The 20,639-nt window shown below is 67.9% G+C and carries 23 protein-coding genes; 13 read left to right on the top strand and 10 right to left on the bottom strand.

The window, feature by feature from the left end:
• Nucleotides 1-90: 90 nt before the first annotated feature.
• Nucleotides 91-720 carry a glyoxalase gene (locus ABZ824_RS30140; protein ID WP_356967072.1) on the top strand — a complete coding sequence of 210 codons (630 nt, stop codon included), beginning with the start codon at nucleotides 91-93 and terminating at the stop codon, nucleotides 718-720.
• A gap of 220 nt (nucleotides 721-940) precedes the next feature.
• Here the strand turns inward: ABZ824_RS30140 and ABZ824_RS30135 are convergent, their stop codons facing one another.
• From ABZ824_RS30135 to ABZ824_RS30120, 4 genes are all read right to left on the bottom strand, one after another.
• Complete coding sequence (locus ABZ824_RS30135; RefSeq protein WP_355075809.1) at nucleotides 941-2,086, bottom strand: alpha/beta fold hydrolase; 1,146 nt, start codon at nucleotides 2,084-2,086, stop codon at nucleotides 941-943.
• Between the two features lie 384 nt (nucleotides 2,087-2,470).
• Nucleotides 2,471-3,841: an AarF/ABC1/UbiB kinase family protein gene (locus tag ABZ824_RS30130; RefSeq protein WP_356967070.1), complete on the bottom strand. Its 1,371-nt coding sequence runs from the start codon at nucleotides 3,839-3,841 to the stop codon at nucleotides 2,471-2,473.
• 97 nt (nucleotides 3,842-3,938) lie between these two features.
• Nucleotides 3,939-5,180 (bottom strand): helix-turn-helix domain-containing protein, encoded by a 1,242-nt coding sequence (locus ABZ824_RS30125; RefSeq protein ID WP_355075806.1) that lies wholly within the window; start codon nucleotides 5,178-5,180, stop codon nucleotides 3,939-3,941.
• A gap of 285 nt (nucleotides 5,181-5,465) precedes the next feature.
• Nucleotides 5,466-6,098, bottom strand: coding sequence for a helix-turn-helix domain-containing protein (locus tag ABZ824_RS30120; protein ID WP_356967068.1), 633 nt, complete (start codon nucleotides 6,096-6,098; stop codon nucleotides 5,466-5,468).
• 148 nt (nucleotides 6,099-6,246) lie between these two features.
• Between ABZ824_RS30120 and ABZ824_RS30115 the strand changes: the two genes are divergently transcribed.
• Genes ABZ824_RS30115 through ABZ824_RS30105 form a run of 3 tightly spaced genes read left to right on the top strand, consistent with a single transcriptional unit; the run spans nucleotide 6,247 to nucleotide 7,596 of the window.
• Nucleotides 6,247-6,402 carry a CopG family transcriptional regulator gene (locus ABZ824_RS30115; RefSeq protein WP_355075803.1) on the top strand — a complete coding sequence of 52 codons (156 nt, stop codon included), beginning with the start codon at nucleotides 6,247-6,249 and terminating at the stop codon, nucleotides 6,400-6,402.
• Entirely contained in the window at nucleotides 6,399-6,740 is a 342-nt protein-coding gene (locus tag ABZ824_RS30110) for a VOC family protein (RefSeq protein WP_356967066.1), read from the top strand. Before ABZ824_RS30115 ends, ABZ824_RS30110 begins: the two co-directional genes overlap by 4 nt.
• Before the next feature lie 4 nt (nucleotides 6,741-6,744).
• Nucleotides 6,745-7,596 carry a class I SAM-dependent methyltransferase gene (locus ABZ824_RS30105; RefSeq protein ID WP_356967063.1) on the top strand — a complete coding sequence of 284 codons (852 nt, stop codon included), beginning with the start codon at nucleotides 6,745-6,747 and terminating at the stop codon, nucleotides 7,594-7,596.
• Between the two features lie 114 nt (nucleotides 7,597-7,710).
• Here ABZ824_RS30105 and ABZ824_RS30100 read toward each other — a convergent pair whose 3' ends face one another.
• The gene (locus tag ABZ824_RS30100) at nucleotides 7,711-7,866 is read right to left on the bottom strand and encodes a DUF6011 domain-containing protein (RefSeq protein ID WP_355075981.1); all 156 of its coding nucleotides are present in this window, start codon (nucleotides 7,864-7,866) and stop codon (nucleotides 7,711-7,713) included.
• 225 nt (nucleotides 7,867-8,091) lie between these two features.
• Between ABZ824_RS30100 and ABZ824_RS30095 the strand changes: the two genes are divergently transcribed.
• A complete protein-coding gene (locus tag ABZ824_RS30095; RefSeq protein ID WP_355075798.1) occupies nucleotides 8,092-8,508 on the top strand; it encodes a hypothetical protein in 417 nt (138 codons plus the stop codon).
• 188 nt (nucleotides 8,509-8,696) lie between these two features.
• A complete protein-coding gene (locus ABZ824_RS30090; RefSeq protein ID WP_356967061.1) occupies nucleotides 8,697-9,647 on the top strand; it encodes a serine/threonine-protein kinase in 951 nt (316 codons plus the stop codon).
• A gap of 9 nt (nucleotides 9,648-9,656) precedes the next feature.
• Here ABZ824_RS30090 and ABZ824_RS30085 read toward each other — a convergent pair whose 3' ends face one another.
• Nucleotides 9,657-10,670 (bottom strand): hypothetical protein, encoded by a 1,014-nt coding sequence (locus ABZ824_RS30085; protein WP_356967059.1) that lies wholly within the window; start codon nucleotides 10,668-10,670, stop codon nucleotides 9,657-9,659.
• A 151-nt stretch (nucleotides 10,671-10,821) separates the two neighbouring features.
• On the opposite strand from ABZ824_RS30085, the gene ABZ824_RS30080 reads away from it, so the two are divergent.
• Nucleotides 10,822-11,244 (top strand): hypothetical protein, encoded by a 423-nt coding sequence (locus ABZ824_RS30080; RefSeq protein ID WP_356967057.1) that lies wholly within the window; start codon nucleotides 10,822-10,824, stop codon nucleotides 11,242-11,244.
• Between the two features lie 125 nt (nucleotides 11,245-11,369).
• On the opposite strand, the gene ABZ824_RS30075 is transcribed toward ABZ824_RS30080, so the two are convergent.
• Nucleotides 11,370-12,293, bottom strand: coding sequence for an SDR family NAD(P)-dependent oxidoreductase (locus tag ABZ824_RS30075; protein ID WP_356967055.1), 924 nt, complete (start codon nucleotides 12,291-12,293; stop codon nucleotides 11,370-11,372).
• Nucleotides 12,294-12,430: 137 nt separating this feature from the next.
• On the opposite strand from ABZ824_RS30075, the gene ABZ824_RS30070 reads away from it, so the two are divergent.
• Nucleotides 12,431-13,294: a helix-turn-helix transcriptional regulator gene (locus ABZ824_RS30070; protein ID WP_356967053.1), complete on the top strand. Its 864-nt coding sequence runs from the start codon at nucleotides 12,431-12,433 to the stop codon at nucleotides 13,292-13,294.
• A gap of 24 nt (nucleotides 13,295-13,318) precedes the next feature.
• Here the strand turns inward: ABZ824_RS30070 and ABZ824_RS30065 are convergent, their stop codons facing one another.
• Entirely contained in the window at nucleotides 13,319-13,930 is a 612-nt protein-coding gene (locus ABZ824_RS30065) for a TetR/AcrR family transcriptional regulator (protein ID WP_356967052.1), read from the bottom strand.
• A 77-nt stretch (nucleotides 13,931-14,007) separates the two neighbouring features.
• Between ABZ824_RS30065 and ABZ824_RS30060 the strand changes: the two genes are divergently transcribed.
• The 4 genes from ABZ824_RS30060 to ABZ824_RS30045 all read left to right on the top strand — a co-directional run bounded on the left by ABZ824_RS30060 (nucleotide 14,008) and on the right by ABZ824_RS30045 (nucleotide 17,612).
• Nucleotides 14,008-15,015: a DJ-1/PfpI family protein gene (locus tag ABZ824_RS30060; protein ID WP_356967050.1), complete on the top strand. Its 1,008-nt coding sequence runs from the start codon at nucleotides 14,008-14,010 to the stop codon at nucleotides 15,013-15,015.
• Nucleotides 15,016-15,118: 103 nt separating this feature from the next.
• Complete coding sequence (locus ABZ824_RS30055) at nucleotides 15,119-15,841, top strand: alpha/beta hydrolase (protein WP_356967048.1); 723 nt, start codon at nucleotides 15,119-15,121, stop codon at nucleotides 15,839-15,841.
• Between the two features lie 39 nt (nucleotides 15,842-15,880).
• Nucleotides 15,881-16,846: an alpha/beta hydrolase gene (locus ABZ824_RS30050; RefSeq protein ID WP_356967046.1), complete on the top strand. Its 966-nt coding sequence runs from the start codon at nucleotides 15,881-15,883 to the stop codon at nucleotides 16,844-16,846.
• A gap of 37 nt (nucleotides 16,847-16,883) precedes the next feature.
• Nucleotides 16,884-17,612: an alpha/beta hydrolase gene (locus ABZ824_RS30045; RefSeq protein ID WP_356967044.1), complete on the top strand. Its 729-nt coding sequence runs from the start codon at nucleotides 16,884-16,886 to the stop codon at nucleotides 17,610-17,612.
• A gap of 191 nt (nucleotides 17,613-17,803) precedes the next feature.
• Here ABZ824_RS30045 and ilvD read toward each other — a convergent pair whose 3' ends face one another.
• On the bottom strand, nucleotides 17,804-19,510 hold the full coding sequence (ilvD, locus tag ABZ824_RS30040) for a dihydroxy-acid dehydratase (protein ID WP_355075779.1): 1,707 nt from the start codon (nucleotides 19,508-19,510) through the stop codon (nucleotides 17,804-17,806).
• A gap of 129 nt (nucleotides 19,511-19,639) precedes the next feature.
• Here ilvD and ABZ824_RS30035 point away from each other — a divergent pair, with 129 nt between their 5' ends.
• Nucleotides 19,640-20,026 (top strand): helix-turn-helix transcriptional regulator, encoded by a 387-nt coding sequence (locus ABZ824_RS30035; RefSeq protein WP_355075777.1) that lies wholly within the window; start codon nucleotides 19,640-19,642, stop codon nucleotides 20,024-20,026.
• Here the strand turns inward: ABZ824_RS30035 and ABZ824_RS30030 are convergent, their stop codons facing one another.
• Nucleotides 20,027-20,620 carry an ATP-dependent Clp protease proteolytic subunit gene (locus ABZ824_RS30030; protein ID WP_355075775.1) on the bottom strand — a complete coding sequence of 198 codons (594 nt, stop codon included), beginning with the start codon at nucleotides 20,618-20,620 and terminating at the stop codon, nucleotides 20,027-20,029.
• Between the last annotated feature and the right edge of the window lie 19 nt (nucleotides 20,621-20,639).

Genomic DNA, 20,639 nt, shown 5'->3' with positions numbered 1-20,639 from the left:
GACGGTTTCGGGCGGGATCTCGGGCCGCCGGAACCGACCGGTCAGGAATCGAGAAGCGTCGCTCGCCGCGCGCCGCCTAGCGTTGGTGCCATGAACCTCACCACTGATCAGGCCGCAATCGATTCCGTCGTGCTCGAGGTGCCCGATCCGGGCGCTGCCGAGGCTTTCTACGCCGCCGCGTTCGGACTCGGCGGCAAGTTGCGCTTCCGCGCCTCCGACGCTCCGACCAGCGGTTTCCGCGGCTATGTGCTGTCGCTGGTGGTGTCTCAGCCGAGCACCGTCGACAGCCTCGTCGGTACCGCTGTCGACGCAGGTGCGACGACGCTCAAGCCCGTCAAGAAGAGCTTCTGGGGCTACGGCGGTGTCGTCCAGGCGCCGGACGGCGCGCTCTGGAAGGTGGCGACGTCATCGAAGAAGGACACCGGCCCCGCCACCCGGGAAGTCGATGATTTCGTCGTGCTCCTCGGGGTCGACGACGTCAAGGCGACCAAGCAGTTCTACATCGACCACGGCCTGGCTGTGGCGAAGAGCTTCGGCAGCAAGTACGTGGAGTTCGCCACCCCGGCCGCGTCGGTCAAACTGGCGCTCTACGGGCGCCGTGCCGCTGCCAAGGACGCCGGCATCGCACCGGAAGGCACCGGGTCGCACCGGATCGCCATCCGCGGCAATATCGGCCCTTTCGTGGACCCGGACGGGTTCGCCTGGGAGGCGGCGGTCTGAGCCGGTCGGTCGGCCGGTGCTCGCCGGACATGCTCACTGACCGCATGGGTGTGCCCATCGAGCGAGGATCCAGGTCGCTCGATGGGCACTTCGCCGCGGTGTGGATCATCGATCGGGGCAACGCGTCGATGACCGAGACTTCGCGGCGAATGTGCGCCGGAACGCGGCGTCGGAGTCCACTAGAACCGCCGCCTACGGCGCACGCTCGAGAATTCGGTGATTACAGCGAGCCTCCCCCGCCCAGCAGCCACGGGTTGAACGTGCACTCCAGATTCGGATGACCCACCGGGTCCAATGCCCGCAACGCGATCGACAACGCTCGCGGCGAATACATCATCGTCAGATGATCCGACACATCCTGCTCACACCCGTCCTGCAACGTGATGTTCTGCACCGACACCCCCGGCGCCGCCTTCAGGAACGTCAGGTCATACGGATTGGTGATCTCGTCATACCGGGTACCGACCACGGTGTAGTCCACCCCCGCGATCGTGTCACCGTGCTCGTTCAGCTTGTTGACGAAGTCGGAACCGATCGTCTGCTGAATTCCCGCATGCCCCACGAAAATCTCGATGAAACCCAGCACGTCGATTCCGAAGTTGTTGATCGCCCGCCCCAGCGCGCCGATCCCGTCGAGACTCGTCCCGTGATGCGTCGCACCGAAAGTGACCAAGTTCTTCACCTTCGCCGCGCCGCCTTCGAACTTCGTATACCAGTTCGACATCGACCCACCCTGGGAATGTGCCACGAGATCCACCTCCGAGGCCCCCGTCGCCGCCAGCACGCGATCCACGAAGACCGCCAACTGCTTGGCCGAATCCTGGATGTAACCGGTGCCCATCACCCCCGGCAACACCGACCCCAGACCGCCGCCCTCCAACAGATTCGACCGTCCATAGTTGAACGTGAACGTGCAGAACCCCGCATCCTTGATCGGCTGCCCCATGAACGCGAATCCGTTGTAGGCGTTCATCCACGTCCCGTGCACCAACACCACCGGACGCGGATGCTCCGCCGTCGGCTTGCAGTTCCAGTCGTTCGCTCCCGGCGGCGCGACATCCGGATGAGTCAATCCGTACCCGAACGCCGCCAACCACGACGTCATCGGCGGACCGAATCCCACGGTGTCACTGGCATAGCCACCCGACGACCCGGAACTACTGCCCGAACCCCCGTAGCAGTCACCGGATCCATTCCCGGAACCCGCACCACTCCCCGACGTACACGCCGACCCCGACCCCGCGCTCCCCGAATCCGCAACCGGCGCTGCCTTACGGCCCGCCGCGATGTAATCGGCCAACTGCTGCTCCGTCGGACCCGTCTCCGGGGCCGCGTGCACGGTCAGCACGCTCAACCCCATCGTCATGGTCGCGGTTACGGTGAATACGGCGGTGCGCAATATTCGCCGACTGACGCTTGATCTCATCGAATGCCTTTCCGTATTTCGGCATGGTTGTCCTTGCCGGCAGGCGCGCCTCGCAATGTCGAACGGCAGCAACGATAGGACGGAATTCGGCGAAAGATGCTGGTCAGCAACGGATTCTGGGCGGCTCACTGCGAAGTTGCGGCTACCTATATGAGCGGCCACAGAACGAGAGAAACCGAGATCGACCACATGGCATGGGCCGCCGACGAGATACCGCGGTCACGCAGTCCCATTTCCGGACCGAAATCCGAAACGCAAGGCGTCGGAGTCGGTCACCGGATTCAGCGCATCAATGGATTGCGGGGTCCGGAAACCCGAACGGCGTCACAAGCCGGACCGCCATTTCGCGATGGCCTGCCCGATCTCGGTGACGGGGTCCTCGTGATAGAGCCACTCACGCGCGAGCCGATGCCAATTGTTGGTGGCCCGCAACTGACCGAGCACGGCGAAGGTGAACAGATCCGCGCGTCGCGAGAACACATGCTCGGGCGGAAGCAACTGCTGCCGCATGCCTTTGAACTGGGCGGCACGAGGGTCGACAGCCAGAATCACCGCACCGGTCGCGACCTCGGGGGTGATCGTTATTCGCTCGTCGAGCAAATGCCATCCCGTCGCGGCCCATACGTATTCCAAGCATTCCTCCGCAGTGACCCCCACATCCGGGTCGATGATGCCGCGCCCGACCCAGGCCTCGTAGAGGTCTCGGGCGCGGTGCTCCCCGGCCGCACGCAGACATGCGCGTTCGAAGTCGACATGCAGGGGGTCCATCCGGTCGTAGAGTCCGAAATCGACGAACGCGAGCCTGCCGTCGGCCGCCAATAGGATATTTCCCGGATGCGGATCACCGCAGAATTCGTTGTCGCAGAACAGCGAACTGATATAGAAGCGGTAGATCAACTCACCGAGCCGGTCACGCTCGGTGTCGGGCAGCGTCCGGATCTGCTGAAAAGTGCCGCCTTCGACGAACTCGGTTACGAGAACTCTGCGCGCGCAGTACTCTTCGATACTGTCGGGCACCGTGATGAAAGGATGCCCCCGATAACGCATCGCGACCCGATGCTGGGTCCTGGCTTCCCGCGGATAGTCGAGTTCGTTACCGATATTGCGCGAGATCTCGTCCAGCACGGCATTGTCGGCGGCGCTGGGCAACATGGACTTCCACAGCTTGCTGAGCATCTCGAGATTGCGCATGTCCGCGTGGACGGCTCGATCGACGCCGGGATATTGCACCTTGACCGCGACGGTGCGCCCGTCGTGCAGTCGTGCCCGATAGACCTGGCCGATCGATGCCGCGGCGATCGGTGTCTCGTCGAAGTCGGCGAATACGCGCGCGGGCGGCCCGAGATCGTCCTCGATGACTTTCAGCATCTCCGCGAACGGCACGGCCGGCGCCTGATCGCGGAGTTCGGCCAGCTTGGTCCGAAAGAGCTCGCGATGCGATTCCGGAACGAGGTCGACATCGAGGACCGACAGCATCTGGCCCAGCTTCATCGCCGCGCCTTTCATGCTGCCGAGCACCGTGACAACCTGCTGCGCGGTCGCGAGTGTGGAACGTTCGGCGAGTACGCGCCGGGCCTCTTCGGTCCGGCCGATCATCGACAACCGGGCTCCGACCCCACGCACGGCTTGGCCTGCGGCCAGTCTGCCCAACCGACCGCTCCTGACCAGACGTCCTCCGGGCACTCGATCGGCCACGGCACGCACCTCCATGAGCATCCGCGCGTGCGTCGCGCGTCCGGATATTCTTCGCACCTCCATCGCGGATTGTCGAGGGGGCGAGGCGGCCTGCGGACTACCGCGAGTCGGCCATTCGCCTGGCATCGGCGGGGAGCCGCCGGGTGCCGTCGTCGGTCCAGACGATCAGCGCTGAACGCAGGTACCACAGTCCCCTGGCGTCGGCGGGATCGAGTCCGGTGAGCTGCGCGATTCGGCGCAGCCGGTAATCGACGGTGTTCGGATGCACATGGAGTTGCCGCGCTGTGCGCTGGCGGTTGAGGTCGTTGTCGATGTGGATCCGCAGCGTCTCCAACAGGTCCGGATGTTCCATCAGCGGCGCGACCCGGGTGCCGAGCACATCGCGGCCGATGCCGGGCCGGGTGAGCTGATATTGCAGCGCCAGTTCGGTGAATCTGTACAACCCGGGTTCGCGTCCGAGTTGCTCTACGGTGTCGAGCAACTCATGGGCTTGGGCAGCGGCGACGGAGACCTGCCGGGGACCCGCGGTCACGACGGTGGCGGTGACCGGCACGCGCGCCGCCGCGGACAGCTTGTCGACCACGCTGTCGAGATCGAGGGCGTTGAGCTGGGTGGTGGGAATGAGGATCGTTCCTCCGTCGACCGACAGCAGCGACAGCGCCCGGCCGTCGAACAGGTCGGCGAGGCCGGACTGCAGGCGGCGCAGCTTACGCCGGGCGACGACTCGGCTGTCGAGCTGGGGCAGGCTTTCGTCGGGATGCGCGGGCACCGCGACCGCGAGCACGAAATACTCGTCGGCGACCGGTATTCCGCATTCGCGAGCCATCATCGAGGACGCGTGCCCGCCGAGCAGCGCCGAAGTCAAGGTGTGCGTCGCGGCGTGGTCCTCGGCCGCCACGGCTTTGCACTCTCGCACATACGCTTTACTGACCGTCGCGGTGATCAGGTTCAAGAGCTCGAGCGTGACGGCGGCGCCCGCGATGAGGTCGGCGCGGCCGTCTTCGTCGGCGAACAGCATGCCCAATCCGAATTTGAACCCGGCGTGGATCGCATGGAGGATGCCGTCGATCGGGATCCCCTTCCTGGCCCATCCCGCCGCCGCTGTCTGCAGAATGTCGGTTCGTCCGGTCGATTCCTGCCCGTTCAATCGCTGGACGGCCCACTCCAAGCACATCCGAACCACGGCAGCGGCTTCCGCCTCGGCCGTGCCCCCGGGCAACGCGGCGGAATCGATGAGGTGCGCGACGACCTTCGCGGCGGCCCGATGGGTTTTCGGTGTATGCGGCGTGACGCGCCGCGCGTTGTTCGATTCGACGTGGGCGATGCTCTCGATCGTCACTGGTGACCTCCTTGTCGCCGTGGAACCGAGGGAGCGTCGGGTTCGCGCTCGATCGGCGACCGTGACTACCTCGCGGTGTCCGCGGCACTATCTGCCGTTCGGTCCGTGGAAAAACGGTAAACCGCAGGCCGACTCAGCTGCTACTCCGCTTCCGGCGACTGGGGAAGTAACGGAAAAATAAGCTCTGACCAGCAAAGATCATGAAGGAAAGCCCGATTTTGGAAGCTCATGCGCACCACATACATGGTCAGGTGCTCACTTTTTTGCGCAGAGCGCCACAGCTGCTCAAACGGCGGCGCGCGCCGCCGCCTCGGCTTCGGCCCAGGCGCCGATCATCCGCGCTGTCATGTCGATCGCCTCCGCGCGCGCGGGGTCGTCGACCTCCAGGGCGGACGCGCGCAAAACAGCCGCGAAACCGGTATTGATCACGACGAAGGTCATCACGTCGTACTCGTGATCGTCGCCCGGACCGAGCACTTGGATCAGCATCACTTTCACCAGCAGGCGCAGCCGCGGTTCGAACTCGGGAATGCCACTGCTGTAGAACTGCACGCCTGCGACGAGCGCGCGCACCAACTTCGCATTGGCCACCAGCTCTTCGGTGATCACGCCCAGGATGTCCGCGGCGACCTGATGCATCGTTTTTCCCGACAAGTCGAAGACACGCTGGGTGAAACGCCGCTCCACCGTTTCGAGCAACCGCTCGAGCAGTTCTTCGACCAGGACACCGCGATCGGCGAAGTACCGGTAGACCGTGCCGATGCTCACGCCCGCTTCCGCCGCGATCTTGTTCGTGAAGGTATTGGCGATACCGCGCTCGCCGAACAGCCGCGCCGCCGTGTCCAGGATGTGCTCCCGGGTCGCTTTGGCCCGCGCCTGCGCGGGGCGACGACGTTGACCGACAGCCTTCGGCGGCATGACTTCCTCCCGCCCGTCCACGGAAAATGAGCGTCGCTCATCTTAACCACAGCGACCGGCGTCGTGCTCGAACTCGGGTTCGATGACCCGATCGACGGTCGATCCTGGAACCCTGTCCCTTAGCATGCTAGTTTGCTAGCATTGCCTCGTGGCCGAGGAAGTGAAGCAGTTCAACGTCTACCTGCCGATCGAGCTGATCAAGCAGGTCAAGTATCGGGCGATCGAGTCGGAGATGTCGTTGTCGGCGCTGGTCACCGCCGCGCTGCGCGCCTACCTCGACGACGAAGGAGAGGATCGACAATGACCACCGATGGCATCGAGGCCGTGTTCCTGGAGACCCACAACTGGGGCCGGATGGCGAAATTCCTGCAAGGGCTGGGCTTCACGGTCGACTTCGAGACCGATCACAACTCCGGCCAGTTCCGCAACGGCGAGGGAGCTTACGTCTTCGTGGCCGAGGTGCCGCCGACACAGCAGACGAGCACCCGGTTGGTGCTGAAGGTGGCGAGCCCAGAGGTACGACCGGGTGACGGTGTCGAGATCCGCACCGACTTCGAGCCGACCCATTACGGGACGAGGGAGATGACCGTCCACGACCCGGACGGGCGGGTATGGAGCCTGCAGGCCCCGGGAGAGGAGTGAGCCGATGACACCCGAGACGATCGCGCCGGACAGCACCGCGGTCCGAGTAGCGCTGTGGCGAGCCGTGCACGCGCTGCACGACCAGGCACCGCACGTGTTCGACGACCGCGTCGGCCTACGCCTGGCCGCGCCCGAGGACGGCTGGCGGGACCGCCCGGACATGGATCCGCGGTCCACCGCGCCGATGCGCGCGGGCATCGTGTCCCGGGCGCGTTTCGTAGAGGATCTGCTGGCCGAGCAGGCCGAGCGCGGCGTGGATCAGTACGTGGTACTCGGCGCGGGACTGGACACTTTCGCCCAGCGCAGACCGGAGCTGGCCGCACGGTTCACCGTCTTCGAGGTCGATCAACCCGGACCGCAGGCATGGAAACGACAGCGCCTGAGCGAACTCGGCTTCGACATCCCGCCGTGGTTGCGGCTGGTTCCGGTCGATTTCGAAGTGGACGCGTGGTGGCAGCGGCTCCTCGAGGCCGGTTTCGACCCCGCCCGTCCGGCGCTCGTCGCCTCCACCGGTGTGTCGATGTACCTGACCCGCGAGGCGAATATCGCTACTCTGCGGCAACTTTCGGCGCTCGCGCCGGGCTCCGCTCTGGTCACGACCTTCCTGCTGCCGCTCGAACTCGTCGACGCCGATGAACAGGTCATGCGCGGATTCGCCGAGGAGGGCGCCCGCCGATCCGGCACGCCGTTCATCAGTTTCTTCCGTCCCGAGGAAATGGTGCGGCTGGCCGAAGACGCGGGATTCGCCGCAACCCGGCACGTCTCCGCCGCGGAGCTGACCGGCCGCTACTTCGCCGACCGGACCGACGGGCTGCGACCGGCCGAATCGGAACAGATTCTGATCGCGACGACCTGAACGCATCGGCCCGCCGGGCCGTCTCGCTCCCCATGCCACAGCTCGGCTATGGACTCGATGCGGGACGGCCCGGTCAGCATCTCCGGGTCGGCCGGACAACGCACCGAACCCCGGCTACGCCGCGACATCGAAAAGAGTGAGCTCTCGGGTAGATTGGGCGCGCAGCTCCGCGCGTTCACGGATCGCACAGGTCGGGCCGATTCCTTGTGCGACCGATTGTGGCGACAGCAGCCAACCGTGACAGCGACGGCAATGCGCGACCAGTCGCACCACGGGGCGGTCATCAATGTCGGCCAATTCGTTCTCCTCTGGCCAGGTGACTACACCGCCAGTGTGGCATGAGGCACCGACATCTCCCGTTCATTGCCGGTGTTTCCATCGGTCACTGGGGCGCCTTCGTCTGTGCGGTGATCACGCGCGATCCCCAGGCGGGGAGCCATCGGATTACCGCAGCCGCATGAGATCTCGCACACGCGCTGAGGGAAGATGGTGCCCATGACCGCTTCTCGACTGATTCGTTCGTTGGTGGGTACCGTGCCCGCGGTGCTCGCCGTCGTCAGCTTCACCGCGGCCGGAGGGGCAGCGACCGCCCAGGCCGCGCCCGGTATTCCTTCGGTTCCCGGCGTCGTGCAACGCCTGCAGATCGCTCCCGGCCAGAACAGCGCCGAGATCAGCGGCAACGTCGGGCAGGGCAAGGCCGACAGCTACTCCATCGCCACCGCGCCGGGGCAGCGCCTGAGCTTCGACGTCGCGGGCAATGCCCGCGTCTCGGTGGCCCCGCTGATCGGGCCGCAGGTCGCCAACGAGGCACCGCACGCCGATCTCGTCGCCGACGGCAACGACTACCAGATCCTCGTCACCTCCGCCGACGGCTCGGCGGCCGGTTACACCCTCAAGATCACCCTCGTCTGACCCACCGCCGTGCTGCCCGTCGGCCTGATGTGTCGTGCCACGACCTTCGGGCCGACGGGAGCAGTCTCGCGTCCCGCAGGCCGCGCGTCGGCGGGCATCATCGCGCTTACCGCGCGGGCGCAGTGCCGTTGGGCACACCGAAGGCAAACACCGGCGTGCGGCTGGGGTTGTCGCACTATGGTGAGGCGGTGCTGCTAGAACCAGGTGACCAGTTCGCGGGCTTCGTCGTGCGGGCCCCGCTGGGACACGGTGGCAGCAGCCACGTGTACCTGGCCGAGGATCCGGAGTGGTCACGCCCGGTGTCCTTGAAGATCTTGGGGCCCGAGGACAGTCGGTCACCCGAGGCGCGCGCCCGATTCGTGCACGAGTTCGACATCTTGTCGGCGTTGCGACACCCCGACATCGTGCGGATGTACACGCACGGGGAAACCGACGGCAGGCTGTGGTCGGCACACGAGTACGTGGCGGGCGCGACGGGTTCGACATTGGTGCGTTCACCGCATCGGTACCCGGACCTGCGGCGGGTGCTCCACGTACTGACGCACGTCGCCGCGGGACTGGATTTCGCGCACGCCAACGGAGTGGTCCATCTCGACGTGAAACCGGCGAACGTGCTGGTCGGGACGGACGAGTCGACGGTGAAGATCTCGGATTTCGATTCGGCGCGGTGGCTGGATCGGCCGGAACCGCCTTTGGCCACCAACGGGTTCGTCGTCGTATCGGTGCCGTATGCCGCGCCGGAACTGCTGCGGGCGGAGACGGTGTCGCCGGCCACCGACCAGTACGCGTTGGCCTGTTCCGCCGTCGAGCTGCTCACCGGCCACACGCCGTTCTCTCGCGTGAACCTCATGGCCACCGCCGAAGCGCAGCTGCGCGAGCCTCCCCCGGCGCTCTCCGCACAGCACCGCTGGATCCCGCCCGAGGTCGACGCGATCCTGCACCGGGCACTCGCGAAAGCCCCGGGTGACCGCTACGACTCCTGCGCCGAACCCGTCCGCCTGCTCACCGAGGCGCTTCGCGACGTCGACCCCCGCCCCATCGCCCCCATTCTGAACCGCCTCAAAGTGACGGTCACCCGCTCGCCACTGGTGAATGCGGCATTCGGACGATTCGGCGGCAAAGTGTTCGGCAACCGCTGATCCCCCTGATCACACCCGTCGCGGGAGCACGCTGACCGGGGACTCCGGGCCGTGCCGCGGCAGCTCGAGCGCGTGCAACGGCAGCGTCCGGTCGCTGTCGACGCGCGTGGAGATGTGTTCCAGGACGACCCCTTCTCGCAAGGCCCACGGACTCACTTCCAGGCAGTCGATGTCCAGTGCCGCCATGGTCGCGTCCGCCACCATCGCTCCGGCCAGGATCTGACTCGCGCGTGCCGGTGAGACCCCGCGCAGGGCCGCCCGCTTCTCGGCAGGCATGGCGGCCAGTTTGCGGACGCTGCCATGCACTTGGCCCCGCCGCAAGGTGCGCGCGACGAAGGGTCCGTGGCGTTGCGGTGCGGCTCCCGAGAGGCGAGCGAGCTGTTTGAACGTCTTCGAGCTGCCGATCACGTGTCGTGGGGTGCCTTCCCACAGCAAGCGGTCGCGCACCTGTCCGAGGCAGTCGCGGATGTGCCTGCGCATCAGCTCGAGCTCCGACCGGCGCGGTGGGTCCTGGGCGAAGAACGCCCGTGTGAGCCTGCCCGCGCCGAGCGGCAGCGACAGCGACAGGCTCGGCTCGGCGTCGCGGCCGAGTGCGATCTCCATGGAGCCGCCGCCGATGTCGAGCATGAGCAGCGTGCCAGCACACCAGCCGAACCAGTGGCGAACGGCCAGATACGTCAGTCGCGCCTCCTGCACGCCGCTGAGGAACTGGGGCCGGATGCCGCTGGCGGCCTCGATCTTGTCCAGCACCGCCTGCTGGTTCGGCGCGTCGCGGATCGCCGCGGTGACGAACGCGTAGAAGCTGTCGACGTCGTAGCGCGTGGCCTCGGACAGCACCCGCTCGACGGCGTCGGCGACCCGCTGCGCCCCTTCCGCGGTGATCACCCCGGCCGCGTCGATGTCTTCGCCGAGCAGCACCGGCTCCTTCAACGCGCGCAGTGGCAACGGAGGCGCCCCGCGAGAGGCGTCGACCACCAGAAACTGCGCGGAATTCGAACCGATGTCCAGCACACCCAGTCGCACACCTGTCGCCTACCCCGCGCGGCGGCTTTCATACTCGACTCCGGCGCGGTTTCGGCGGCCGGTTGCGCCTACGCCTTCGGGTCCGCCCCGGTGTAGCGCTGATTTGCTGGTTTCCTTGCGATGAGCCGGTGCTGCGGCCACCCTGAAAGGTATGCGGACCCGCGATATCGAGGTCGGGTGCACCTATATGGTGTTGGTCCCGCAGCGCTTGCCACGCAGTCGCTACCCCGACTGCGACCAGCCGGGTTCGCTCACGTGGGCGTGGTCGTGGCTGCGCGGCGGCCGGTTCCGGCTCACCGTCACCGACATCGACCACACCAGCGAGCCGACCACCGTCGAAGGGCTGCGGATCACCGCGAACTCCCGCATCGCGGTGGTCCTGACCAGCGAGCAAGCCGACGCGCTCGGACTGCCGATGGGTGTGTTCCGGGTGCGCGGGACCTTGTTCGACGGCGAGGATCGGCCCGTGCGCCTGCCCGAGGTCGAACCGCTGCGAGTCCCCGCCCGCTGGCTGCGGCCCGTCGAGCAACCCTGCCTGACGCACCGCGATATCGATTGCTTCCCCTACCTGTGAGGTGACTCGCGGAGAGACGCTCGGTGATCCGGAGCGGTTCGACCTACCCGGCTCCGAAGACCTGCGTCGAGTTCTCTCCGATCATCCGGCCGGTCCTGCCGCTCAGGAGGGACAGTTGCGCCGGCTCAGGCCGCGTAAGGCGCGATGAGCCGCTCGACAGCGTCCCAGAGCTCGGCTTCGCGCGGCGGATCGTACGACTCCTCCGACGAGCGGGCGACCCGGTCGCGGTCGACGTAGGCGCCGGTCGGCGCGGCGGTGGCGCCGAGGACGACGTCCGCGAGATGGCGCCCGGCGGCAGCGCGGCTGGTCGCGAACGGCGTGCGGGTCAATACCGGCAGAACACGGCGCATCGCGAACCGGGAGACCCGACCCGCGTTGCGAGCGAGGTCGGTGCCGGGGACGAAGCCCGGGTTGAAGCCGATGGCATAGATGCCGTCCGGCAGGCGGCGGGCGTACTCGTGCAGGAGGTGGATGGCGGCGAGTTTGCTCGTCGAGTACGCGGTGCGCCCGGCGGCGGTGGTGCCCGGCTCGGAGAACGCGCCGGGGCGGGCGAGGACGTCCGCGGACCGCCAGACCGGGCCTGGCACCATGCCCAAGTTGTGCCGGAAGTCGCCGAAGTGAGTGTCGCTCACGGTGATCACGATGCGCGACGGAGTGCGGAAGCGATCCTCGAGCAGGCGGATGAACAGGTGGTTGGCGAGCACATTGACGGTGAAGGTGGACTCGAATCCGTCCGGCCCTTCGGTGAGCGCGTTCGTGTACTGGATTCCCGCATTGCCCACGAAACCGTGCAGCGGCGGCAGCTCGCCCAGGTCGAGCCTGCTGCGGATCTCGTCCGCGGCCGATCGCACGCTGTCCAGCGAATCGAGGTCCACCGGGACATGCGAGACCCGGTGTCCGCCCGCGCCGAGTTCGGCCGCGAGTCGCGCACCGGTGGACCCGCGAGCGGCGACGACGAGATGCGCCTGCGGCGCCGCATGCACGATGCGCTCCACGGCGACGCGGCCGATCCCGCGACTCGCCCCGGTCATCACGATGGTCGAGGGCATAGCGGCTCCTTCACTGGATGACAGCCCGTCGGTCGCCTCGATGGTCGCCGCCGCGGCCCTCGGCAGCCAGTGCCGCGCCCGTCACCAGGACTGACAGTACCCAGGCTGATGCGGCGCGCGGCGGCGAGAATGAGCGCATGGCTTCCGCTCGCTCCGATTTCGGCGCGCTCCTGCACGCCTGGCGGGATCGTCTCGCGCCCGCCGACGCCGGGTTCCCGGTGACCGGCGGCCGTCGTGCTCCGGGATTGCGCCGTGAGGAGCTCGCGCAGCTGGCCGGACTCTCGGTCGACTACGTCTTGCGCTTGGAGCAGGGTCGCGCGCGCAACCCCTCCGCGCAGGTGGTCGGCGCCCTCGCGCGGGCCCTGCAACTGTCCAGGACCGAGCGCGACGAGCTGTATCGCGCAGCCGGACTGCTGCCCCCGCGGGACGGGACGATCGGCACGCATGTCCCGCCGGGCATCCAACGGCTCACCGCCCGCCTCGGCGACGTCCCGATCGGGGTGTTCGGCGCCGACTGGACGCTGCTGTGGTGGAACGGCATGTGGAGCGGGCTGCACGGTGACCCCGCGCTGGTCCCGGTCGGCGAGCGCAACCTCGCCCGTGCGGTTTTCGGCACCGGCGCGGCCCGCGCCTCGATGCGTCCGTTCCGCTCCGACCGCGCGCACGGCGCCTTCGCGGCGTCGATCGTGGCCGATCTCAGGGACGCGGTGTCCCGCTATCCCGCCGACGCGGGACTCGATCGTCTCGTGCGGGAATTGCGGGACACCTCCGCCGCATTCGCCCAGCTGTGGACGACGGCGACAGCGTCGCAGCACACCAGCGACCGGAAGACGGTCCGGCATCCCGAGCTCGGCGACATCACCCTCGACTGCGACGTCCTCGTCGTTCCGGGCGCCGACCTCCGCATGGTCACCTACACGGCGGCAGGCGGCAGCGAGGACGCGGGGAAGCTCGACCTCCTGCGGGTCACCAACGGGCGCGCGGCGGGCACACTGCCGTGAACGCACGGCGATCGACGTCCCGGGTCAGTGCACGAGCTGATCGGCCCATTCCTGCGGTAAGGCCGCGCTCGACACATCGGCGATCTCGTGCAGCCGCTGTGCGGGAAATCCCTGACGACTGAGCTGGATCAGGCCCTGGGCGACCACCACGACAGCGGCGCTGACCGCCGAGAGCGTGGCTTCGTCGTCGTCTCCCGCGTCGTGCATCGCGGGCCGCAGCCGGTCGGCGACGCCCCGCTCCATCTCGGTGGTGGTGCGGCTGCCGATGGCGGCGACTTCGGGGATCCGAGTGCCGAGCTGCGCGATGCTGTTGATCATCAGGCAACCGCGCCGATCCGGTTGCGCCGCGCAGTCTTCGATGATCGCTTGATACAGCGCGCGCACCGCGGAGCGCGCCGAACCGCCCGCCGAACCGATGGCGTCGCGCACCAGACGCGCACGGCCCTCGCAATAGCGTTCGAACGCGGCCAGGAACAGTCCGCGCTTGCTGCCGTAGGCGGCGTAGATGCTCCCGTTCCCGACGCCGGTCGCGAGCGAGACGTCTTCCACCGAAGTGCTGTCGAAACCCTTCGACCAGAACAACTCGGTCGCGGCGTCGAGCAGGTTCGACTCGTCGAATCGTCGCGGCCGTCCCATGTGCTCACCGTACCAATCAGCGTGCGAACTGCGGCACATCGCTTGTTCTGGAGCCGTGCCTCCACAATAATGGTGACATGTCCAACAACTTCGCCGCCTCGCCCAGCAAACGGGTGGGCATCCTGGTCTTCGACGGCGTGAAGATGCTCGACTTCGTCGGGCCCGCCGAGGTGTTCGTCGAGGCCGATCAGTCGGTGGCGGGGTACGAGGTGGTGCTGGTCTCGGCCGACGGCAAGGACGCGCAGACCTCGATCGGCGCGCGGGTGGAGGTGAGCTGCGCGGCGGCCGACGCGGGTCGTTTCGACACCGTGGTGATTCCGGGCAGCGAGCTGCCACCAGGGAAGTTCATGACACCGGAGGTCTTGGCGGCCGCGCGGCATCTTTCCTGCAACACCCGCAGGCTGGCGTCCATTTGCAGCGGTGCGTTCGTCCTGGCCGATCTGGGCCTGTTCGACGGGCGCCGCGCGACGACGCACTGGAAATTCACGACCGAGCTCGCGCGACGCTATCCGTCGATCGAGGTGGACCCGGACGCGATCTTCGTGCGGGACGGCAATCTGTACAGCTCGGCCGGGGTCGCCGCGGGCGTCGATCTCGCGCTGGCGCTGGTCGAAGAGGACCACGGCGCCGACGTCGCGCGGCGCGTCGCGCAGGCGCTGGTGGTCTACATGCAGCGCGCGGGCGGTCAGTCACAGTTCTCCGCGTCGCTGACCGGACCGGCCCCGCGCAGCCCGCTGGTGCGCGGGGTGGTGGATCTGATCTGCGCGGACCCGGCGTATCCGCATACGGTGCAGACGCTGGCCGCCCACGCGCGGGTCAGCGTCCGGCATCTGACCCGGCTGTTCCGCGCGGAACTGGAACGCTCGCCCGCGGAATACGTCGCGTTCATCCGCTTCGGCACGGCCAGGGACATGCTGCACGCCGGATACAGCGTGACGGAGACCGCCATGGCCGCGGGGTACGGCACCAGCGAGGCGTTGCGCAGGGCCTTCGTGGCACGCGTGGGCATTTCCCCGCGCAAGTACCAGCAGCGTTTCCGGTCGACCGCCCGGATCGATCCGGCGCTGGAGCAGGCCGTGTCCTGAACGGAGGCTTTTGTGGCCCGTGGGGAGGGGCGCGCGGCGGGGCCTACGGCCGAGACTGAGTCGGCCACAGCGCCGCTCACCGAGCGCTGGAGAAAGGAAACCGATGTCCGCCCCGGCAAGTCCGACCATCGTTCTGGTGCACGGCGCATTCGCCGACGCCTCGAGCTGGTCCCCCGTCACCGCACGGCTGCTCGACCAGGGCCATCGCGTCGTGGTTCCCCCGGTGTTCAACCGCAGCCTGTCGGCGGACGCGGCCTACATCAAGTCGTTCGTGGAACGGATCGACGGCCCCGTCCTGCTGGCCGGCCACTCCTACGGCGGTGCCGTCATCACCGTGGCAGGCGTCGCCGACAACGTGGTGGGCTTGGTCTACGTGTCCGGTTACGCCCTCGAAGAAGGCGAGAGCCTCGGGCAATTACAGGGCGGATTCCCGGATTCCGATCTGGCGGCCAACCTCGTCTACGCGCCGTACCCGGTCGAGGGTGACGAGCCCGGCACGGACGTCTCGGTCGCCATCGACGCCTTCCTCGATGTCTTCGCCGCGGGCCTGGACCCGGCGAAGGCCGCGGTCCTCGCGGTCTCGCAGCGGCCGCTGTCGGCGTTCGCGTTCACCGAGCCCGCCTCGGCGGCCGCGTGGAAGACGAAACCGGCCTGGGGCATCGTGTCCGGCGCCGACCGCACCATCAATCCCGACGTCGAACGATTCGGCTACCAGCGAGCCGGAATGCGCGCGGTGGTCGAGATCGACGGACCACACCTGGTGATGCAGACCCACCCCGACGAAGTCGTGGCCGTCATCACCGACGCGATCGATCAATCCGCCTGAATAACCGCAGTTTCCACCACTTCTACGAGAGGCACGATCATGTCAGGTAACCCGCTGGGCATCTCGCTCGAACCGGCGGCGCAGGAGTTCGTCGACGCGACCTCGCAGCCGCCGTTCCTCTACCAGCTCCCGCCCGAAGAGGGGCGCAAGGCGGTGGACTCCGTGCAGGACGCGCCGATCTTCAAGCCCGAGGTCGACGAGGAGTGGATCACGGTCGAGGGCGGCCCGACGGGCTCGGTGCGGGTTCGGATCGTCAAGCCGCAGGGCGTCACCGAAACGCTGCCGGTGATCATCTACACCCACGGCGCGGGATGGGTTTTCGGCGACGCGCACACCCACGACCGCCTGGTTCGCGACCTGGCCGTCGGCACGCACGCCGCCGTGGTCTTCCCCGAATACGACCGGTCGCCCGATGTGCGGTATCCCGTGGCCAACGAGCAGTCCTACCGGGTGGCGCAGTGGGTTACCGCGGAGGGCGCGGCGAAGGGCCTCGACTCGTCCCGGATCGCGATCGCCGGTGACTCGGTCGGTGGCAACATGGCCATCGCGCTGACCCTGATGGCCAAGGAGCGCGGCGACGTCTCCTTCGTTCAGCAGGTGCTGTTCTACCCGGTCACCGACGCCAACTTCGACACCGGCTCCTACCAGCAGTTCGCCGAGGGCTACTTCCTCACCCGCGAGGGCATGAAGTGGTTCTGGGACCAGTACACCACCAGCGCCGACGAGCGCGCGCAGATCACCGTCTCACCGCTGCGGGCGACCACCGAGCAACTGGCCGGGCTGCCGCCCGCGCTGGTCATCACCGCCGAAGCCGACGTGCTGCGCGACGAGGGCGAGGCCTTCGCGGGCAAGTTGCGCGCCGCGGGCGTGCCGGTTACCCAGGTGCGCTACGGCGGGATCGTCCACGACTTCGTGATGGTCAACTCGCTGCACGACACCCATGCCGCCAAAGCCGCGGTGGCGCAGGCCGTCGCGACGTTGCGGTCCGCGCTGTACACCGACTGACCGGTCCCCGACCACCCGATTCGAAGGAACCACACTTGTGAGCACCGAGCCCGTCAGTCCTGCCACGCCGACCATCGTGCTGGTCCACGGCGCGTTCGCCGACTCGTCCAGCTGGAACGGGGTCATCGAACGGCTGCGCGCACAGGGACATCCCGTGATCGCGGCCGCTAATCCACTGCGCGGTCTGGACAGTGACGCGGCCTATGTCGCGTCGGTACTCGATTCCGTGGAAGGGCCGAGCGTTCTGGTCGGCCATTCCTACGGCGGAAGCGTCATCACGGTGGCCGCCGCCGGACGGAGCGACGTCGAAGCGCTCGTCTATATCGCCGCGTTCATTCCGGATGTAGGCGAGAGCGCACTGCAATTGACCGACAAGTTCCCCGGATCGACGCTCGGGCCCACTACCCGGGCCGCGTCCTATCCGCTTCCCGACGGCGGCACCGGTACCGAGCTCTACATCCGGCAGGCGGAATTCCACCGGCAGTTCGCCGCCGACGTGCCCGCCGCCACGGCCGAGCTGATGGCCGCGACCCAGCGACCGGTCGCACTCGACGCGTTGCAACAGCCCGCGACCGCCACCGCTTGGCGGGACATCCGGTCGTTCGCGCTGGTCACCGGCGAGGACAAGAACATTCCGGTGGAGGCGCAGCGGTTCATGGCCGAACGCGCGAGCGCCGAAATCGTCGAGGTCTCCGCCTCGCACGCGGTCTCGGTGTCCGCTCCCGACGCAGTGGGTGAGCTGATCGCCCGAGCCGCCGCCGGTTAGGGATCCGCGCGGTCACGCAGAGCGGCCCGCGCGGCAGACGATTCCGCCGCGCGGGCTCGCCCCCTCCGCTGCCTCATCAGCTCGACTGAAAACCGTCGAGCAGAACGCCACGGCGCAAAACGGCGGCAACGGTTCCCAACCAGCGCGGCCGCGGTATTCCGCCCGGGTGTCGTGCGCTGCACCGAACGTCCTCAGCCGCAGACGGCCCCGATCGAAGCCGAGCCCACCAGCTTCGTGTACTTGGCCAGGACGCCGCGGGTGTAGCGGGGCGGCAACGGTTCCCAGCCGGCGCGGCGGCGGGCGAGTTCGTCGGCATCGACCAGCAGGTCGAGCGTGCCCTCGGCCACATCGAGCCGAATGGGGTCGCCGTCACGCACGAAGGCGATCGGGCCGCCGTCGACGGCTTCCGGCGCGACGTGCCCGACGCACAGGCCCGTGGTGCCGCCGGAGAACCGCCCGTCGGTGAGCAGCAACACGTCCTTGCCCAGGCCCGCGCCTTTGATGGCCGCGGTGATGGCCAGCATCTCGCGCATCCCGGGACCGCCCTTCGGCCCCTCGTACCGGATGACGACCACGTCGCCGGCCGCGATCGTGCCGTCTTCGAGGGCGTCCATCGCGGCCCGTTCCCGATCGAAAACCCGTGCCGTGCCGGTGAACACGTCGGAGTCGAAACCCGCCGACTTGACCACGGCGCCATCCGGCGCGAGAGAACCGGAGAGGATGGTGATGCCACCGGTCGGATGGATCGGCGCGGCCATCGCGCGGATCACCTTGCCGTCGGGGTCCGGCGGGGTGATGTCGGCCAGGTTCTCCGCCACCGTCCGCCCCGTCACGGTCAGGCAGTCGCCGTGCAGCAACCCGGCATCGAGCAAGGCTTTCATCATGACCGGCACGCCGCCGATCCGGTCCACATCGGTCATCACGTGGTTGCCGAAGGGCTTGACGTCCGCCAGGTGCGGCACACGGCGACCGATGCGCGCGAAGTCGTCCAGCGACAGGTCGACATTCGCCTCGTGCGCGATGGCCAATAGGTGCAGCACGGCATTGGTGGAGCCGCCGAACGCCATGACGACCGCGATCGCGTTCTCGAAAGCGGGTTTGGTGAGAATGTCCGACGGGGTGATGCCCTGGCGGATCAACTCGACCACGGCCTCGCCGCTGCGGCGGGCGTAACCGTCGCGGCGCCGGTCGGTCGCGGGCGGCGCCGCGCTGCCGGGCAACGACATGCCCAGCGCCTCGGCCGCGCTGGCCATGGTGTTGGCGGTGTACATGCCGCCGCATGCGCCTTCGCCGGGACAGATCGCCCGCTCGATCGCGGCGACGTCGTCACGGCTCATCAACCCTCGGGCGCAGGCGCCGACCGCTTCGAAGGCGTCGATGATCGTCACTTCGCGCTCGCTGCCGTCGGAGAGCTTCGCGATGCCGGGCAGGATCGACCCCGCGTACAGGAACACGCTCGCCAGGTTCAGCCGGGCCGCGGCCATCAGCATCCCGGGCAGCGATTTGTCACAGCCGGCCAGCAGCACCGAACCGTCGAGCCGCTCGGCCTGCATCACCGTCTCGACGGAGTCGGCGATCACCTCACGTGAGACCAGGGAGAAGTGCATCCCCTCGTGTCCCATGGAGATGCCGTCGGACACCGAGATGGTGCCGAACTGCATGGGGAAGCCGCCGCCGGAGAAGACGCCGTCCTTGCAACCCCGGGCGAGTCGCTCCAGAGACAGATTGCAGGGCGTGATCTCGTTCCACGAGGAGGCCACGCCGATCTGCGGCTTCTCCCAGTCGTCGTCGCCCATGCCGACCGCGCGCAACATCCCGCGAGCGGCGGTCTTCTCCAGCCCGTCGGTGACGTCACGGCTGCGCGGTTTCAGATCGGGGACTTTAGAGTTCTCGGGCACGGTTTCCCATCATGCTCGCCTCCGCGCCGATTACCGCGACGACCACGCCGAATTCGCGAAGACCCGCCGCTCGTCCGCCCTGAGCGTAATGCCGGGCACTCCGGCGGCGCGGAACCGTACGCTCTGCTCATGAGCGAGCACCCGAGACTGCACTCGATTCCCGGTGGACGCGATGACCGCACCCCTCAACCGGACTCGCGAACGCCGCCGGAACCCTTGTGGCGCGAGGTGCTCGGCGAACAGTTGCGCACCCTGCGGCAGGACCGCGGCGAGACGCTGGTCGAGACGGCCCGGCGGGCGGGCATCTCCCCGCAGTATCTGTCGGAGGTCGAGCGGGGACGCAAGGAGCCGTCGAGCGAGATGATCGCCGCCCTGGCCGGATCGCTCGCCACCACGCTGGGCGAGCTCACCGGCCAGGTGGCGGACGAACTCCGCGCGCGCCGCAGGATCGCCCTCCTGCCGCGGTCGGCGCCGCGTTCCGGCACCGGGCCCACGCTCATGGCGCTGGCGGCCTGATCAGTCGCGCCGTCCCAGAACCTGGTCGACCAGGCCGTACTCGATCGCGGCCGACGCGGTGAAGACCCGGTCGCGGTCGGTGTCGTGCCGAAGTCGCTCCACCGACTGCCCGGTGTGCCGGGACAGGATCGACTCGATCTCCGCCCGCAGCCGCACCAGCTCGTCGGCCTGCAGGATCAGGTCGGGAATCGCGCCCTGTCCACGTGCGGCGGGTTGGTGCAGCACCACCCTGGCGTGCGGGAGCATGGCGCGACGGCCCGGCTCGCCGCCCGCAAGCAGCACCGCGCCGACCGCGATCGCCTGGCCGACGCAGGTGGTCTGGATGGGCGAACGAATGTGCTGCATGGTGTCGTACACGGCGAGCATGGAGGACAGATCGCCGCCCTCGCAGTTGATGTAGAGGTTGATCTCCTGCTCCGGGCTCTCCGATTCCAGGTGCAGCAGCTGCGCGATGAGCGCGTTGGCGACCCCGGAGTCGATCGGCGTGCCGAGGTAGACGATGCGCTCGGCGAGCAGGTGGGAGTAGATGTCGGTGATCCGCTCCCCGCCACGCGGATGCTGCGCGATCACATTCGGGATGGTGTAGGTGCTCATGCTGTGTCCTTTCCGGCAT

This window comes from Nocardia sp. NPDC047038 (assembly GCF_040644075.1).
Taxonomy (GTDB): Bacteria; Actinomycetota; Actinomycetes; order Mycobacteriales; family Mycobacteriaceae; genus Nocardia; species Nocardia sichangensis.
This window is presented reverse-complemented; position numbering and strand designations above follow the sequence as displayed.